The sequence below is a fragment of the Geomicrobium sp. JCM 19038 genome (assembly GCF_000698125.1).
In the GTDB taxonomy this organism is placed as follows: Bacteria; Bacillota; Bacilli; order Bacillales; family Marinococcaceae; genus Geomicrobium_A.
The window spans coordinates 85,396-101,437 of sequence record NZ_BAXA01000003.1; the positions used below are offsets into that span (position 1 = coordinate 85,396).

At 42.4% G+C, this 16,042-nt stretch carries 12 protein-coding genes and 1 pseudogene; 10 read left to right on the plus strand and 3 right to left on the minus strand.

What is annotated here, in order from left to right; all coding sequences use genetic code 11:
* The first annotated feature begins 43 nt into the window (after nucleotides 1-43).
* Nucleotides 44-1,876, plus strand: coding sequence for a translational GTPase TypA (typA, locus tag JCM19038_RS05210; RefSeq protein WP_042415353.1), 1,833 nt, complete (start codon nucleotides 44-46; stop codon nucleotides 1,874-1,876).
* Between the two features lie 44 nt (nucleotides 1,877-1,920).
* Nucleotides 1,921-2,241 carry a YlaH-like family protein gene (locus JCM19038_RS05215; protein WP_042359899.1) on the plus strand — a complete coding sequence of 107 codons (321 nt, stop codon included), beginning with the start codon at nucleotides 1,921-1,923 and terminating at the stop codon, nucleotides 2,239-2,241.
* 41 nt (nucleotides 2,242-2,282) lie between these two features.
* Here the strand turns inward: JCM19038_RS05215 and JCM19038_RS05220 are convergent, their stop codons facing one another.
* Nucleotides 2,283-2,474, minus strand: coding sequence for a YlaI family protein (locus tag JCM19038_RS05220; protein ID WP_042359845.1), 192 nt, complete (start codon nucleotides 2,472-2,474; stop codon nucleotides 2,283-2,285).
* A gap of 143 nt (nucleotides 2,475-2,617) precedes the next feature.
* Here JCM19038_RS05220 and JCM19038_RS05225 point away from each other — a divergent pair, with 143 nt between their 5' ends.
* The gene (locus JCM19038_RS05225) at nucleotides 2,618-3,964 is read left to right on the plus strand and encodes a PhoH family protein (RefSeq protein WP_042359844.1); all 1,347 of its coding nucleotides are present in this window, start codon (nucleotides 2,618-2,620) and stop codon (nucleotides 3,962-3,964) included.
* Between the two features lie 13 nt (nucleotides 3,965-3,977).
* Here JCM19038_RS05225 and JCM19038_RS05230 read toward each other — a convergent pair whose 3' ends face one another.
* On the minus strand, nucleotides 3,978-4,439 hold the full coding sequence (locus JCM19038_RS05230; RefSeq protein ID WP_042415357.1) for a hypothetical protein: 462 nt from the start codon (nucleotides 4,437-4,439) through the stop codon (nucleotides 3,978-3,980).
* Nucleotides 4,440-4,557: 118 nt separating this feature from the next.
* Between JCM19038_RS05230 and glsA the strand changes: the two genes are divergently transcribed.
* The 4 genes and pseudogenes from glsA to eis all read left to right on the plus strand — a co-directional run bounded on the left by glsA (nucleotide 4,558) and on the right by eis (nucleotide 10,634).
* On the plus strand, nucleotides 4,558-5,490 hold the full coding sequence (gene glsA, locus JCM19038_RS05235; protein WP_042415360.1) for a glutaminase A: 933 nt from the start codon (nucleotides 4,558-4,560) through the stop codon (nucleotides 5,488-5,490).
* A gap of 87 nt (nucleotides 5,491-5,577) precedes the next feature.
* Complete coding sequence (locus JCM19038_RS05240; protein ID WP_042415775.1) at nucleotides 5,578-5,856, plus strand: YlaN family protein; 279 nt, start codon at nucleotides 5,578-5,580, stop codon at nucleotides 5,854-5,856.
* A gap of 149 nt (nucleotides 5,857-6,005) precedes the next feature.
* Nucleotides 6,006-9,453: pseudogene (gene pyc, locus JCM19038_RS05245) on the plus strand (pyruvate carboxylase).
* Nucleotides 9,454-9,467: 14 nt separating this feature from the next.
* A complete protein-coding gene (gene eis / locus JCM19038_RS05250; RefSeq protein WP_042415363.1) occupies nucleotides 9,468-10,634 on the plus strand; it encodes an enhanced intracellular survival protein Eis in 1,167 nt (388 codons plus the stop codon).
* A gap of 33 nt (nucleotides 10,635-10,667) precedes the next feature.
* Here eis and JCM19038_RS05255 read toward each other — a convergent pair whose 3' ends face one another.
* Entirely contained in the window at nucleotides 10,668-11,558 is an 891-nt protein-coding gene (locus tag JCM19038_RS05255; RefSeq protein WP_042415367.1) for a heme A synthase, read from the minus strand.
* A gap of 830 nt (nucleotides 11,559-12,388) precedes the next feature.
* On the opposite strand from JCM19038_RS05255, the gene coxB reads away from it, so the two are divergent.
* The 3 genes from coxB to JCM19038_RS05270 are packed head-to-tail and all read left to right on the plus strand — an operon-like array spanning nucleotide 12,389 to nucleotide 16,036.
* The gene (gene coxB, locus JCM19038_RS05260) at nucleotides 12,389-13,510 is read left to right on the plus strand and encodes a cytochrome c oxidase subunit II (RefSeq protein ID WP_042415777.1); all 1,122 of its coding nucleotides are present in this window, start codon (nucleotides 12,389-12,391) and stop codon (nucleotides 13,508-13,510) included.
* A 35-nt stretch (nucleotides 13,511-13,545) separates the two neighbouring features.
* Entirely contained in the window at nucleotides 13,546-15,426 is a 1,881-nt protein-coding gene (gene ctaD / locus JCM19038_RS05265) for a cytochrome c oxidase subunit I (RefSeq protein WP_042415370.1), read from the plus strand.
* Nucleotides 15,419-16,036 carry a cytochrome (ubi)quinol oxidase subunit III gene (locus tag JCM19038_RS05270; protein WP_042359839.1) on the plus strand — a complete coding sequence of 206 codons (618 nt, stop codon included), beginning with the start codon at nucleotides 15,419-15,421 and terminating at the stop codon, nucleotides 16,034-16,036. Before ctaD ends, JCM19038_RS05270 begins: the two co-directional genes overlap by 8 nt.
* Nucleotides 16,037-16,042 lie beyond the last annotated feature (6 nt).

A 16,042-nucleotide genomic window follows, 5' to 3' on the forward strand; every position in this document is an offset into this window, starting at 1 on the left:
TTGAACAGTATAAGTAACGGATTATAAGGGGAGAAGTCATCTAGTGAACAATAAACATGAATTAAGAAATATAGCGATTATCGCACACGTAGACCATGGAAAAACGACACTTGTAGACGAATTATTAAAGCAATCAGGGACATTTAAAGAGCATGAGCAAGTCGCTGAGCGAGCGATGGATTCGAATGATCTTGAGAAAGAACGAGGCATTACGATTCTCGCAAAAAACACAGCCATTCAATACAACGATACGAAAGTTAACATTCTAGATACACCTGGACACGCCGACTTCGGTGGTGAAGTTGAACGAATCTTGAAGATGGTAGACGGTGTACTTCTCGTCGTTGATGCTTACGAAGGCTGTATGCCACAGACACGCTTCGTATTAAAGAAAGCATTAGCACAAGAATTAACGCCTGTTGTTGTTGTAAACAAGATTGATCGTGAGAACGCACGTCCAGACGAAGTTGTTGATGAAGTGCTAGATCTTTTCATTGAGCTCGGGGCGACAGATGAGCAAATTGATTTCCCTGTTGTGTACGCATCAGCGATTCAAGGAATCTCTAAACGTCCAGAAGACGAAAAGGATAGCGGTATGGAAGTTCTCTTTGAAACGATCGTAAAAGAAGTTCCTGCACCGGTTGAAAACAGTGACGAAGGATTACAATTCCAAGTAACGATGCTTGAGTACAACGATTTCTTAGGCCGTATTGGTGTTGGGCGTATTTTCCGAGGTTCACTGAACAAAGGTGATCGTTGTGTCGTTGTAAAACGTGACGGGAAAGAGCAATCGTTCCGCGTGAGTAAAATGTTCGGTTTCCACGGTTTAGAGAAGGTTGAAATTGAACATGCCTCTGCTGGAGACATTATTGCCATTGCCGGTATTGATGACATTAACGTAGGGGAGACGGTTTGTCATGAAGACAACATCGACCCGCTACCGCTCGTTCGAATTGATGAGCCGACACTACAAATGACGTTCCTTACGAACAACAGTCCATTTGCAGGACTTGAAGGCAGCCATGTGACGAGCCGTAAATTAGAAGAGCGTCTGTTCCGTCAATTAGAAACAGATGTTAGTTTGAAAGTTGAGCAAACGGAATCTCCTGATGCTTGGACAGTTTCTGGTCGTGGTGAATTGCACTTGTCGATTCTCATTGAGAACATGAGACGTGAAGGTTATGAGCTACAAGTATCAAAGCCAGAAGTTATTATTAAAGAAATTGACGGTGTAAAATGTGAGCCGTACGAGCACGTTCAAGTAGACGTTCCAGACCAATATACAGGTTCTGTTATGGAGGCACTTGGTGCACGTAAAGGCGAGATGCTCAACATGGAGCAACAAGGGGATGGACAAGTTCGTCTTGAGTTTAAGATCCCATCTAGAGGGCTCGTAGGGTACAGTACAGAATTTATGAGTCAAACAAAAGGTTACGGAATCATTAACCACTCGTTCGATTCGTATCAACCTGCTTTTGACGGTCGCATCGCAGGGCGTCGTGAAGGTGTCTTAATTTCGAATGATAAAGGAAAAGCAACGACGTACAGCATGACTCAACTTGAAGATCGTGGTGTCATGTTTATCGAACCAGGTACTGAAGTATATGAAGGAATGGTTGTTGGTGAACACAATCGTGACAACGATCTTGCTGTAAACATTACGAAAGAAAAAGCAGCAAACAACATTCGTTCAGCAAACAAAGAACAAACAACAACGTTAAAACGACCTCGCATTCACACACTTGAAGAAGCATTAGAGTATTTAGGTGATGATGAGTACTGTGAATTAACACCTGATTCAATTCGTTTACGTAAGAAGACGTTAAATACGGCGATGCGTGAACGTGAAACGAAACGTAAAAAGAAAACCTCGTAACCTTTGATTAGGAAAAGGAGGAATCGATCGTGGAAGGTCGAGAGATGACTGTAGATGATGTGTCTTTTGCAGCGGGATTATTTAATTTACACGAAAACATTGCATTAGGGTTTTGGTTGTTATATTTGACAGTCGTAATCCTTTCAATTGTCGTGTTTAACCTTGGGTTTGCAAGAAAACTACCGCTTTTAAAAAACATCGTCGTTTATGCAGCGCTTTTAATAGGCTCATTAATTATTGCGTTCTTTGGCGTGTTCTATCCAGTCGTTGAATCACTCATTGTAGCTGGTCTTATACTCGGGATTTACCGAATCCGATTACGAATGCACAAACGGAGCAAACCGCAAAAAGAACAGACAAATTAAAACGGTACAGGTGAGCGCGCTCACCTGTACCGTTTTTTCTTTTATGGATTGTTTTTATGATGGGGGATGTGATAATTGCCCGTCGCAAGTCGCTCTTCTGTTCGTTTAGCAATGCGCTCATAGCAATCTTTACACGTGTACGTATGAATCGGTCGGTTACGTAACTTCTTTGTTTGTGGGTCTTCGTCGTTTAGAGAATCAACGCGATCACATAGTAAGCATTTCGCTCGCACGTTTCATTCACCTCGTTCAAAAAAGATAAAAATCGTTTTTCATATAGTAATCGTGCAATGAAATTGAAAGACTTGTCAACATTGAAGCTCTCTGTGCATAAAAAAGTAGTAGAGGATCAATGCATGACGGATGGGGACCCTCAATGCCGGGAGGTAATCGATTGAAGAATATTTACGTTCTTGATACCAATGTTCTTTTGCAAGATCCATACGCGCTGTTTTCCTTTAAGCCTCATGATGTTGTTATTCCAGCTGTCGTATTAGAAGAGCTTGATGCGAAAAAAAAGAACATGGATGAACTAGGGAAAAATGCAAGAGAAGTGGCTAGGATTCTTGATAAGTTGCGAGAAGAAGGACCGCTTCATAAAGGTATTAAAGTTGGAAGCGATTGTTTTGTACGAGTGGAATTAAATCATAGCTCATACAAAACCGTTGGTGTGACTCTTCCGGATGTAACGAATGATAATCGTTTAATTGCAGTAGCATTAAATTTAAACGTGGAACAACAAGCGGCTGAGCAAGCAAGAAAAGTCATTGTCGTCTCAAAAGATGCGCTCGTTCGAATTAAATCCGAAGCATTTGGCTTAACTGCGGAAGATTTTCTGTATGATCGTGTTGTCGTGAATGACGAATTGTATAAAGGTTATCGCCGTCTTGAAGTTGATGGAACAGTACTTGAGAGTTTCTATGGAAATCAAACATTGCCTGTTCACGAATTGAAATGTGGTGAGCTAGAGCCAAATACGTTTTTAGTGTTAAAGAATCGACTGCAACCTTCTGTCTCAGGATTAGCAAAAGTGAACCACTCTGCAACGCATATAGAACCACTCCGCTATGAGCGTGAGCACATTTGGGGAGTGAAACCGAGAAATGTTCAGCAGAAAATGGCGATTGAATTGTTGCTTGATCCACAATTGCCACTCGTCACTCTTGCTGGAAAGGCAGGGACAGGCAAGACGTTGCTTTCGATTGCAGCGGGACTATATCAAGCTGAAGATTTAGGACGTTACAAAAAGCTACTCGTAGCAAGACCTGTCGTGCCACTAGGGAAAGATATCGGGTATTTACCAGGGGAGAAAGAAGAAAAGCTTCGCCCATGGATGCAACCGATTTACGATAATTTGGAGTACTTGTTTAATACGAACAAGCCAGAGGAACTCGATCATATTTTAGCTGGCATGGGTGGTATTCAAGTGGAAGCTTTAACGTATATTCGCGGTCGTAGTTTGCCAAATCAATTTATCATTATTGATGAAGCGCAAAACTTAACGAAACACGAAGCCAAGACCATTCTTACACGTGTCGGAGAAAACAGTAAGGTCGTTCTCGTTGGAGATCCAGAGCAAATTGACCATCCGTATTTGGATGCGTATAACAATGGACTGACGTATGTAATTGAACGTTTTAAAAACGTTTCAATTAGCGGTCATACAGCATTAGAAAAGGGCGAGCGCTCAGCACTAGCCCAATTAGCAGCAGATCTTCTTTAAGAGATGATCTTCGCTATGCATCAAGTCGAAGCCCGACAACATCAGTGATCGGATTTTCGCGATTGGAACCGTCACCATAATAAATATGAAGAGGACCACTCGTTTTAATGACTTGACCGTTTTCAGAGAATACTGCGATCCATTCTTTCGCAACGTCAATAGGCGCACTGTATTCTTCACCGTTTCTGCGAATTGCAACGAGCGTCTTCGCTTGGTCTGTCGGTTCAGCATTTTCAATAAAAGGTTTAAGAACCATCCCATAGGAGCCTTCAATGAGGGCTTCTTTTTTTGTGCGGATTTGATTCGTTTGCCATCTTCTCGGTCCGAATTCTGGCTCTTCTGGCTTATCTTGTTCTGATTGATCGTTAAAGTGTTGGTCCACATCGAGTTTGCGATTATCAAAGATCCATACCGTTGGGTCGATGGTAATCGTGAATTTACTTTCTCCCGATAGTGTAAGTATGTGTTGATCCATTTGAATCCTCCTCTAATTCCTACATCAATAATCGTAACAGCTTGTCTTCGTTTATGCTACTTTATTATGATGATAATAGAAGAGAAAGGGCAACTTACAAAATAGGAGGCGGTAGTCTATGTTAACTGAGAATTTTGTAAGAGAAATGAAAAAAACAATTGAAGAAGTTCGCCCGCTTTCATTAACTGGGAATGTTGCTGATTACATACCTGCACTGAAAAAAAGCGACCCGTCGATGGTTGCCTGCTCGATCTTTACAAAAGACGGTGCTTGTCATCGGTTTGGTGACGTCGGGACAACGTTTACGATTCAAAGCGTGTCAAAAGTGTTGACGCTCGCATTAGCGATTGAAGATCGTGGGAAAGAGTATGTATTTGAACGCGTGGGCATGGAACCTACAGGGGATCCGTACTATTCAATGGCAAGGCTTGAGCTAACCGACCAATCAAAGCCACTTAACCCAATGATTAACGCCGGGGCACTCACGATTACATCAATGATTAAAGGCAATACAAAAGAAGAGAAGTTTGAGCGGATTTTGCATTTTATACGTGAACTTGCCGACGATGAAGACATTACGTACAACGAAGACGTTGCGCAAAGTGAATATGACACAACAGACAAAAATCGAGCACTCGCTTATTATTTAAAGGCGAACAACATTCTAGAAGGCGACATTGATGAAGTGATTGATATTTATACGAAGCAATGTTCAATTGAGATGAGTTGTTGTCACCTTGCTAGAATCGGTCAAGTGCTCGGAAACAGGGGATATAGTACACTACATGAAAAAGAGCTAGTTTCACCGAGGATTGCTCAGCTCGTTAAGACGTTTATGGTGACGTGCGGCATGTACAACAGCTCAGGGCAATTAGCGATCGAAGCAGGCATTCCCTCAAAAAGTGGTGTGTCTGGTGCAATTTTAGGTACTTTACCTGGTGGCATAGGCATAGGCATCTACAGTCCGGCGTTAGATGAGAAGGGAAATAGCGTTGTTGGCATTGAACTTTTAAAACGAATTTCACAAAATTACGATCTTAGCATTTTTTAAGCGGTTACTTGTAGGAATCAACTTGCATTTTCTAGCTGTAGCCGATATGATGGTAAGAGAGTTCAAACTGGAGGGATGCATGTGCAGATGGAGACAGTGATGGACAGCAGAGAGCAGGCCTTCGCCATCCTAAAAGCAGATGCTGAGAAGATCAGGCAATTGATCGAAGTGCAGATGGATAACCTAACGATGCCGCAATGCCCATTGTATGAGGAAGTACTCGATACACAGATGTATGGGTTGTCTCGTGAAATTGATTTTGCGATTCGATTGAATCTTATTGATGAGGCGAATGGAAAGAACATATTGTCAGAACTAGAACGTAAATTAGCCGCGTTACATGATGCAACTGTCGTGAATAAATAGAGCCATTCTATCTACATAGAATGGCTTTTTTTAGTGTTTTTACGAGTACATTCGACACAATCATGTGCCTATTAGTAGCCGACCTAGAAATGAACGTGATATGATATACATCTAGAATGAGAAATACATATTTGGTGGGAGGAACTTCGATGAGTAAATTAAAAACGATTTCTAAAGTACTCGTTGCAAACCGTGGAGAAATAGCGATTCGTATTTTTAGAGCTTGTACGGAGCTCGAAATACGTACTGTTGCGGTGTACTCGAAAGAAGATTCAGGAGCGTTTCACCGTTATAAAGCAGATGAGCCTACTTAATAGGCGAAGATAAAAAGCCGATTGAGGCTTACTTAGATATTGAAGCGATGATAAAACTCGCAAAGCGAATCGGTGTAGATGCGATTCATCCAGGATATGGATTTCTAGCAGAGAATACAGAATTTGCGAAGCGTTGTGAACAAGAAGGGATTGTATTCATAGGTCCAAAGTCAGAACACTTAGAAATGTTCGGTGACAAAATTCGCGCGCGGACAGCAGCAATTAACGCAAACATCCCTGTGATTCCAGGAAGTGACGGTGCGGTTTTAAGTTTGGACGAAGTGGAAGCGTTTGCGAGCGAACACGGCTATCCGCTTATTATAAAAGCGAGCTTAGGTGGCGGAGGCCGCGGGATGCGGATTGTAAGGGAAGCTAAAGAGTTAAAAGAGTCGTACGAACGTGCCAAATCAGAGGCGCTAAGTGCATTTGGCAACGATGAAGTTTACGTTGAGAAGCTGATTGAAAACCCTAAGCATATCGAAGTTCAAATTCTCGGTGATCATAGTGAGAACATCTTGCATTTGTATGAGCGTGATTGTTCAGTCCAACGACGTCATCAGAAAGTCGTAGAAATTGCGCCGAGCATTAACTTAGAAGATGAGTTACGTGAACGAATTTGTGAATCAGCGGTGCAACTTGCGAAAAGTGTCAATTATTATAACGCAGGTACGGTCGAGTTTTTAGTAGGCGCTGATGGAGAATTTTATTTTATTGAAGTCAACCCAAGGATTCAAGTGGAACATACGATTACTGAAATGGTTACAGGTGTAGACATTGTTCATGCACAATTGTACATTGCAGACGGTGCGACGCTTTTCGGGAAAGAACTCGCGTTACCTAAACAAGATCAAGTTACGTTGCACGGATTTGCGATTCAGTCGCGTGTGACGACAGAAGATCCTGAGAACGGCTTTATGCCAGATACAGGTAGAATTAATGCGTACCGTTCAAGTGGTGGATTTGGTGTGCGACTTGACGCTGGTAACGGTTTTCAAGGAGCGGTCATTAGTGCCCATTATGATTCGTTACTCGTAAAAGTTTCTACGTGGGCAACAACGTTTGAAGTTGCTGCACAGAAAATGCTCCGAAATTTACGAGAGTTTCGAATTAGAGGGATTAAAACGAATATTTCATTTTTAGAAAATGTCGTTACACATCCTTCGTTTTTAAATGGGGAGTACAATACGTCATTTATTGATCAGACACCAGAATTATTCGTATTTCCTAGAAAGAAAGACCGGGGAACGAAGATGTTGACGTTCATTGGTGAAACGATTGTGAATGGCTACCCAGATTTAGAAAAGCAGAAGAAGCCAATTTATTTGGCCCCTCGAATTCCAGAAGTTGATTTAACAAAGACTCCTAAAGCGGGGACCAAACAACGTCTTGATGAACTAGGAGCTGACGGGTTTGTTGAGTGGCTAAAAAAAGAAGAGCGTACGTTAATTACAGATACGACGTATAGAGACGCGCACCAGTCACTTTTAGCTACACGTGTACGAACACACGACCTAAAAGCGATTGCTGATCAAACGGCGAGGCTCATGCCTGACTTATTCTCTCTAGAGTTGTGGGGAGGAGCAACGTACGATGTGTCGATGCGCTTCTTGCATGAAGACCCGTGGGAACGACTCGTCACGTTACGTGAAAAAATTCCAAACGTGATGTTCCAAATGTTGTTACGTGGGGCTAATGCGGTCGGTTACAAAAACTATCCTGACAATGTTATCGAAGAGTTTGTGAAGAGATCAGCAGAAGCGGGCATCGATGTGTTCCGTGTGTTTGATTCATTAAACTGGCTAGAAGGAATGAAACCTGCAATAAAAGCCGTTCGAGAGAGTGGTAAACTCGCAGAAGCAGCGATTTGTTATTCAGGAGATTTACTCGAAGGGAAACAAACGAAATACAACTTGGATTATTACTTGAACCTTGCCAAAGAACTTGAGCGTGAAGGCGCACATATTTTGGCGATTAAAGATATGGCAGGTCTTTTGAAACCTGAAGCTGCGTTTGAATTGATCGGAGAGCTAAAATCAGCAACTTCGCTGCCAATTCATTTGCATATGCATGATACGAGCGGAAATGGGTATTTACGTATAGCCGGGCGATCGATGCAGGTGTCGACGTTGTAGATACGGCCATTAGTTCGATGGCAGGCTCAACTTCACAACCGAGTATGGAAAGTCTCTATTATGCCCTGAAGGGTACGAATAAAGAACCTCAAATGAATGTGACAGACGTGAAAAGACTCACGGGATACTGGGAAGACGTCCGTCACTATTACAAAGGCTTTGAGAATGGCTTGCTCGCGCCTCATCCTGAGATTTATGAACATGAAATGCCAGGCGGGCAGTATAGTAATTTGCAACAGCAAGCAAAAGCAGTCGGTTTGAAAAACCAATGGGATCACGTGAAAGACATGTATAAGCGAGTCAATGAAATGTTTGGCGATATTGTAAAAGTGACGCCTTCTTCGAAAGTTGTTGGAGACATGGCACTTTACATGGTCAAAAACGAGCTAACAGAAGAAGACATTTTTGAAAAAGGAGAGTCGCTTGATTTTCCGGAATCAGTGATCGAGCTTTTCAGAGGTGAAATTGGACAACCTCACGGTGGATTTCCAGAAGAGCTTCAGAAGATCATCTTAAAAAACCGTGAACCACTAAAAGATCGTCCAGGAAAGCATATGGACCCGGTTGATTTTGAACAAGTAGAGAAAGAACTGTTCGAATCACTTGAACGAGAAGTAACGGCACATGACGTATTAAATCATACGATGTATCCGAAAGTGTTTGAGGAATTTGAGCAGTTTAGAAACCGCTTTGGTGACGTATCGGTTCTTGATACAGGAACGTTCTTTTACGGGCTTCGTTTAGGTGAAGAGATTGAAGTCGTCATTGAAGAAGGAAAGACATTAATCGTTAAATTGATTTCAGTATCAGAGCCAAACGAAAAAGCAGATCGAATTGTTTATTACGAATTAAATGGTCAACCACGTGAAGTCGTGATTAAAGATCGTAGTATTAAAACGAACGTCAGAGAAAAAGCTAAAGCTGACAAGAAAAACCCTGCACATATCGCAGCAACGATGCCAGGGACCATTTTAAACGTGATCGTAAAAGAAGGTGAAGACGTGAAAAAAGGAGATCACCTGATTATTACGGAGGCGATGAAGATGGAGACAACAGTACAGGCTCCAAAGGACGGCAGAATTAAATCGGTTCATATAAGCAATAATGAAGCGATTGAAGCAGGTGATTTACTGCTAGAGTTCGAGAGCTAATGAAGGAGTAGTCAATGGAAATTCGTAGGTTGAATGACAATGAAATAGACCAAGTGATCGAACTTGGTGAATTTGCTTTCCAAGGCAACTTTTCGAAAGAAGATCGAGATGATATCCGCTCTCGTATTGAACCTTCAAACATTTGGGGCGCTTTTGAAGGTGAGCGGCTTGCTTCGAAAGTGTCGATGTTACCGATGAATGTATACGTTCAAGGCGTAGCGATGAAAGCCTGTGGGATTACAGGCGTATCGACGTGGCCAGAGCATCGGCGAGGGGGGCTCGTTCGTACGTTAATAAAACATGCCCTGACGGATATGGTAGAGAAAGGTCAAACACTTTCTCTACTTGACCCCTTCTCTGTCGGGTATTACAGAAAATTCGGTTGGGAGTTGTATTGTGATCACTCGACAGCAGTTTTTACGAGTAAAGAACAGTTTCCGAAACCATCAAAAAACGGTACTGGAAGTTTTGATCACGTTACAAAAGAAGATTGGCAAAGGCTGCAAGATGTCTATCAGCAATTAGCGACACGTTACACCGGGATGATTAATCGGGATGAATGGTGGTGGTTAAACCGTAAGTTTAATCATTTCACTAAAACATATCGTGCGATCATTTACGTAGACCAGCATGGTGAAGACCGAGGCTATCTTTTTTATAAGATAAAAGAAAATGAACTGATCGTGCCAGAGTTTGTTGCGTTGAACGAAGAAGCCTATGAACAGCTATGGCGATTTATTGCAGACCATGATTCGATGGCAGAGACGATTAAAATGCGACAATTATCGCAAACACCGTGGCAATTTTATTTGGATAACCCTCAAGTGAAAGAAGAGCGGAAACCATTTTTTATGGCACGTATCGTCGATGCACAGCGGTTTTTAGAGCAGTTTCCCTTTCAATTAGAAGATGGTGAAAGCATGACGTTTGCGATTACGGATGAGTTCGCTGAGTGGAACAATGGCAGTTATTACGTTGAACGCACACACGTTGAAACGCTAGCTGATCCACGTCATGATGCAATCACTGTAGATATTCGCACACTCGTGCCGTTGTTGTTTCGTTATATTGATCTTTCAATCCTTAGAGAACGCGGGCAGCTATCAATCAGCGATGATACTGCACAGTTGTTAGAGCGGGCAATACCGAAGTATAAGCCAAACTTGTTGGATGCATTCTAAAAACAAAAAGCCCTCGATCGAGAGGGCTTTTTGTTAATAAGCAGGTCGTCTTACAATGATTGTGGCAATGTAGCAAATCATTGTGAACATAATTGAAACGACAAGTGAGTGAATGAGTGCAAACGTCATGTATTGATCTGGGAAATAAACAATTAAAATCCCAGCAGTAGCTTGAATGAGGACGAGAGCAACGACTGTCCACGCACTAATCGATAATGTTTTACTTTCGCTCTTAAACTTCATTGCTTTGATTGCTAAAATCACGAGTAGAACGACGAGTAAGATTGCCGCAGAGCGGTGAATGATTTGTACGAGTGCTTGAAAATTAATCGACGATGAGGCAGCATCGCAAAATGGAAAACTCGTACAGCCATAAGTCGAGCCGGTATGTTTTACGTAAGCGCCAGTGTAAATGACCGCATAGGCGTAAACGAGTACACCAAATACGTAATTTCTAAAGCCTTTCGTGACTCGAGGCTGTGGTCGGTTGTCGTTCTCAAATGATAGAATCGTTAAGATGACAACAGTTGCTAGAGAAATGGCTGAAATACCAAAGTGTAGCGCAAGGACGATATTCGAATGACCGAACACGACCGCAGCCGCACCCATCATCCCTTGGAAAACAATGAACAAGACGGCCATTAACGCCCAGAACTTCGTTTCCTGAGTGTGACGAAGCTTTCGCCACGACCAAATCGCCAAGATAATAACGAGCAACCCGACAATTCCTGAGACAAGACGGTGGCTATATTCGACAATTGTTGCAAATACCATGTTGCTTGGGAGTACTTCTCCAAAACATAATGGCCACGTTTCGCCGCAGCCGTCACCAGAATCGGTTTTCGTGACAATTGCACCTTGTAAAAGTACAATAATCATACCGATTGAAGTAAGAATCCCAAAAAACTTCAAACCTCTGTTCAAGATGATCACCTTTTCATAAGTAGGGTAAAACCTGTTGACAAAACAAATAGAGTATGATTACGTAAAATAGGCTATTACGAGCGACATGTTTCGACACGTAAAGAACCACTCATGTAAATAGTAAAGAACTTTAACATCATAAGTCAATTTACGTTCAGTGAACATTTCGTGGCAATTCATGTGAAATATTCATCAGATTGGTGATACTTGATGAAACCATTTTAATTTTAGGCTATAATAGCATTAAAATGATAACCTCTACGCTCTATATGACTTTTGTAGTAGACTGTAGTAGGTTTGATTGGTTCAAGTGAATGTACTTGATTGCCATTCTTACGATTTAAAGGGGGTGACACGGTTAGCGATAAACGGGGCTTTGCCGCACTTGGTTGAGGAGTACTCGCTATGACGCTTCGAGTTCGCAAATGGTGTGATCAAGTAGTTACATAATAATGATTGTACCGTTTATGTCCGACAAAGAATGAATACGACTACTACCGTTTGTCAGTAACACCAACTTGTTTACGGTTGGTGTGACCGTATAGCGCTCACTTTAGATGTGTAAGTTGTACGTTTCCTCAGTATATTCAACCGGCAATTGTAATTCGTTTTGAACCACGCTCGTCACTGTAAGGCGGGCAAAAACATGCTGTATGTACTTGGATACCCATTTAGCTTACTTCGTATAATAATAAGCGTTCCGTGTGTTCGCTTGATTTATACGAAGGATTAAGTCTGATGTGAATTCGATCATGTTCTTACATGAATTTACGAGTCAACGGTTACACTTGTATTATCAGCAACAGAAAGAAAGTGGGGTAAAATCTCTCATGAATGGTTTGAGAAGACTTTTCAAGTTTGCGCCGTTTATGGCAGTCTTCCTGTTCTTGGCAGGCTGTGGTGAGCGAAGATTGACGGCTTTAGACCCAATGGGTCCTCAGTCGCAATGGATTTATGACAACATGATTTTAAGTCTTTACGTCATGGCGATCGTTATTATTGTCGTCTTCGTACTGTTCTTTATCGTAGTTGCTCGTTTCCGTCATAAAGAAGGAGACAATGAATACCCTGAACAAGTTCACGGAAGTACAAAGCTAGAAGTGGCTTGGACAGTAATTCCGCTATTTTTATTAGCTATTTTAGCTGTACCTACAGTAACTGGACAATTTTACTTATCAAACACTGGTCTTGAAGCTCAAGAAGCTGAGAATGAAGAAGAGGTTGATGAAGAAGAATTGGACGCTGAAAGTGCTGAAGAGCTTGGCGACGATGTCATGAAGATTACAGCGACTGGACATCAGTTCTGGTGGCAGTTTGATTATGACTTTGGTGATGACTCATTTACAGCCGGTAACGAAGTATACGTGCCTGTTGACACGAAAGTTGCATTCGTCTTAGAAGCAGAAGACGTTATGCACTCATTCTGGGTGCCTGCACTTGCGGGTAAAGTCGATAACATTCCTGGAATTGAGAACTACATGTGGCTTGAAGCAAGTGAGCCAGGTGTATACAAAGGAAAATGTGCAGAGCTTTGTGGTCCATCACACGCGCTAATGGACTTCAGATTGATCGCTCTTGAGCAAGATGAGTTCGACGAGTGGGCAACTGCAATGCAAGAAGAAGAGGAAGCTCCAACTGAATCACTTGCAAACGAAGGTCGTGAACTCTTTGAAGAGCAAAGCTGCTTGCAATGTCACGCAGTAGATGGAGACGGAGGCGCAATGGGTCCATCACTTGCGAACTTTGGAGATCGTGAGACAATCGCGAACTACCTTGAAGTGACGGATGAGAACTTGAAAGCTTGGATTCAAGATCCTCAATCATTAAAGCAAGGGAACAACATGCCTGCTTATCCAGATTTAAGCGATGAAGAGCTTGACGCCCTTGTAGCTTATTTAAATCAGTTAGAGAAATTAGACCCAGAAACGAAAGAAGGGCTTGAGCGAGACTAATCGCTTAAGGGTATGCATAAAGGAGGCTAATCCACGTGGTAAGAGAGGCTACAAACACGCTCCAAAAGAGTGTGCTTTGGGATTGGTTGACGACTGTCGACCATAAAAAGCTGGCCGTCTTATATCTCATCTCGGGTACATTGTTCTTCTTAAAAGCCGGCCTAATGGCCGTCTTTATGAGAATTCAATTGATGTTCCCGATGAATGACTTTTTAAGTGGTCAGACATTTAATGAATTTATTACGATGCATGGTACGATCATGCTATTCTTAGCAGCAACACCACTATTATTCGCGTTTATGAACTACATCGTGCCACTGCAAATCGGTGCACGAGACGTCGCGTTTCCGTTCGTGAACGCCCTCGGTTTCTGGTTGTTCTTCTTCGGGGGAATACTCGTAAGTTTGAGTTGGTTCTTCGGAGGAGCACCAGATGCAGGGTGGACGTCGTACGTTCCGCTCGCAAGCCGTGATTACGGTGGACTTGGAATTGACTTCTACGTACTCGGTTTACAAGTGTCCGGTATTGGTACACTCGTATCGGGGATTAACTTTATCGTAACGATCATCAACATGCGTGCACCTGGTATGACGATGATGCGTATGCCACTTTTCTGTTGGACGACGCTCGTTACATCAATCTTAATCGTATTTGCATTTACACCACTTGCAGCTGGTCTTGCACTTCTTATGCTAGACCGTATGTTTGATGGTATGTTCTTTATCCCTGGTGAGGGTGGTAATGTTGTCATTTGGCAACACATCTTCTGGATCTTCGGACACCCGGAAGTATACATTCTCGTATTACCAGCGTTCGGTATGATTTCTGAAATTATCCCGACATTCTCTAAGAAACGTCTTTTCGGTTATACAGCAATGGTATTTGCAACACTAATCATCGGTTTCCTCGGTTTCATGGTATGGATGCACCACATGTTTACCGTCGGCATTGGTCCGATTGCAAACTCTGTGTTTGCGATTGCTACGATGATTATCGGTATACCTACCGGTATTAAGATCTTTAACTGGCTCTTTACGATGTGGGGCGGTAAGCTCACATTTAATACGGCAATGCTTTGTGCGTCGTCATTCGTACCGACGTTCGTACTCGGTGGTGTAACAGGGGTTATGCTTGCAATGGCACCAGTTGACCACTTGTACCACGATACGTATTTCGTTGTTGCCCACTTCCACTACATCATATTAGGTGGTATCGTTCTAGGACTCATCGGTGCAACGTTCTACTGGTATCCGAAGATGTTCGGTCATAAGCTTAATGAAACTTTAGGTAAAATTATGTTCTGGATGTTCTATGTTGGTTTCCATTTAACATTCTTCGTTCAACACATTCTTGGACTCATCGGTATGCCACGTCGTGTGTATACATACCTTGAAGGTCAAGGGATGGACACGATGAACATGATCTCTACGATTGGTGCATTTGTAATGAGTGCGGCAATTATCTTGCTCGTAATTAACGTTGTATATTCTGCAATGAAATCACCTCGCGAAGGTGGAGATCCTTGGGATGGTCGTACACTTGAGTGGGCGACACCAACACCAGTACCTGAATACAACTTTGCTCAAACACCACAAGTTCGTTCTCTTGATCCATTATTCTATGAAAAGATTCATGGTGATGGAACGATGAAGCCAGCAGAGCCAATTGGTGACATTCACATGCCAAACGGTTCAATCTATCCGTTTACGATTAGTCTTGGACTATTCTTCGCCGGATTTGGTTTCATTATGTTAAACATGGAAAATGCGATTATTAGTCCTTGGATTGTAATTGCTGTCGGTGGAATTATTACATTCGGCTCAATGGCCTTGCATTCTGTGAAAGAAGACCACGGTTATCATATTTCGAAAGAAACCGTTGAGCAGATGGAGAAAGAGGTGGGAACGAATGGCTGAAACAACTGATTTATCCAAAGGACTTCCTTCCCACCCGGAAAAGGCAACCTTAGAAGGCAAGAACAAGTTTCTTGGCTTCTGGGTGTTCCTTGCCGGTGAAACAACGATGTTTGCCACGTTCTTTGGAACGTACTTAGGTTTACGTAACGGAACAGGTTCTGGTCCGGAAGCGGCGGATATTTTCTCACTGCCACTCGTCTTTATTATGACGATGATTCTTCTTACAAGCTCGTTAACGAGTGTGTTCGCAATGTTTGCGATGAAGAAAAATCAATTTAAGAAGATGAAGATTTGGATGTGGGTCACGGTTGCTCTCGGTACTGCATTCTTAGGTTTTGAAATCTATGAGTTTGTGGAATATGTACATTATGGACTTGGATTTACGACGAGTGCATTTGCATCATCTTTCTACGCACTAGTAGGTTTGCACGGAGCCCACGTATTGTTCGGTTTATGTTGGATTAGTTTGTTATTAATCCGTTACAACAAATCGGGAATTACGCTTACGAATGCTCCAAAGTTTTACGTAGCTAGTCTTTACTGGCACTTTATCGACGTCGTGTGGATTTTCATCTTCACGGTTGTCTACCTAATGGGAATCGGAGGTTGATCATAA

Excerpts from the sequence above, each read along its gene's own strand:
- JCM19038_RS05215 (WP_042359899.1), top strand. The coding sequence starts at position 1,921 with ATGACTGTAGATGATGTGTCTTTTGCAGCGGGATTATTTAATTTACAC.
- JCM19038_RS05225 (WP_042359844.1), top strand. The coding sequence starts at position 2,618 with ATGCCGGGAGGTAATCGATTGAAGAATATTTACGTTCTTGATACCAAT.
- JCM19038_RS05230 (WP_042415357.1), bottom strand. The coding sequence starts at position 4,439 with ATGGATCAACACATACTTACACTATCGGGAGAAAGTAAATTCACGATT.
- glsA (WP_042415360.1), top strand. The coding sequence starts at position 4,558 with ATGTTAACTGAGAATTTTGTAAGAGAAATGAAAAAAACAATTGAAGAA.
- JCM19038_RS05240 (WP_042415775.1), top strand. The coding sequence starts at position 5,578 with ATGGAGACAGTGATGGACAGCAGAGAGCAGGCCTTCGCCATCCTAAAA.
- eis (WP_042415363.1), top strand. The coding sequence starts at position 9,468 with ATGGAAATTCGTAGGTTGAATGACAATGAAATAGACCAAGTGATCGAA.
- coxB (WP_042415777.1), top strand. The coding sequence starts at position 12,389 with ATGAATGGTTTGAGAAGACTTTTCAAGTTTGCGCCGTTTATGGCAGTC.
- JCM19038_RS05270 (WP_042359839.1), top strand. The coding sequence starts at position 15,419 with ATGGCTGAAACAACTGATTTATCCAAAGGACTTCCTTCCCACCCGGAA.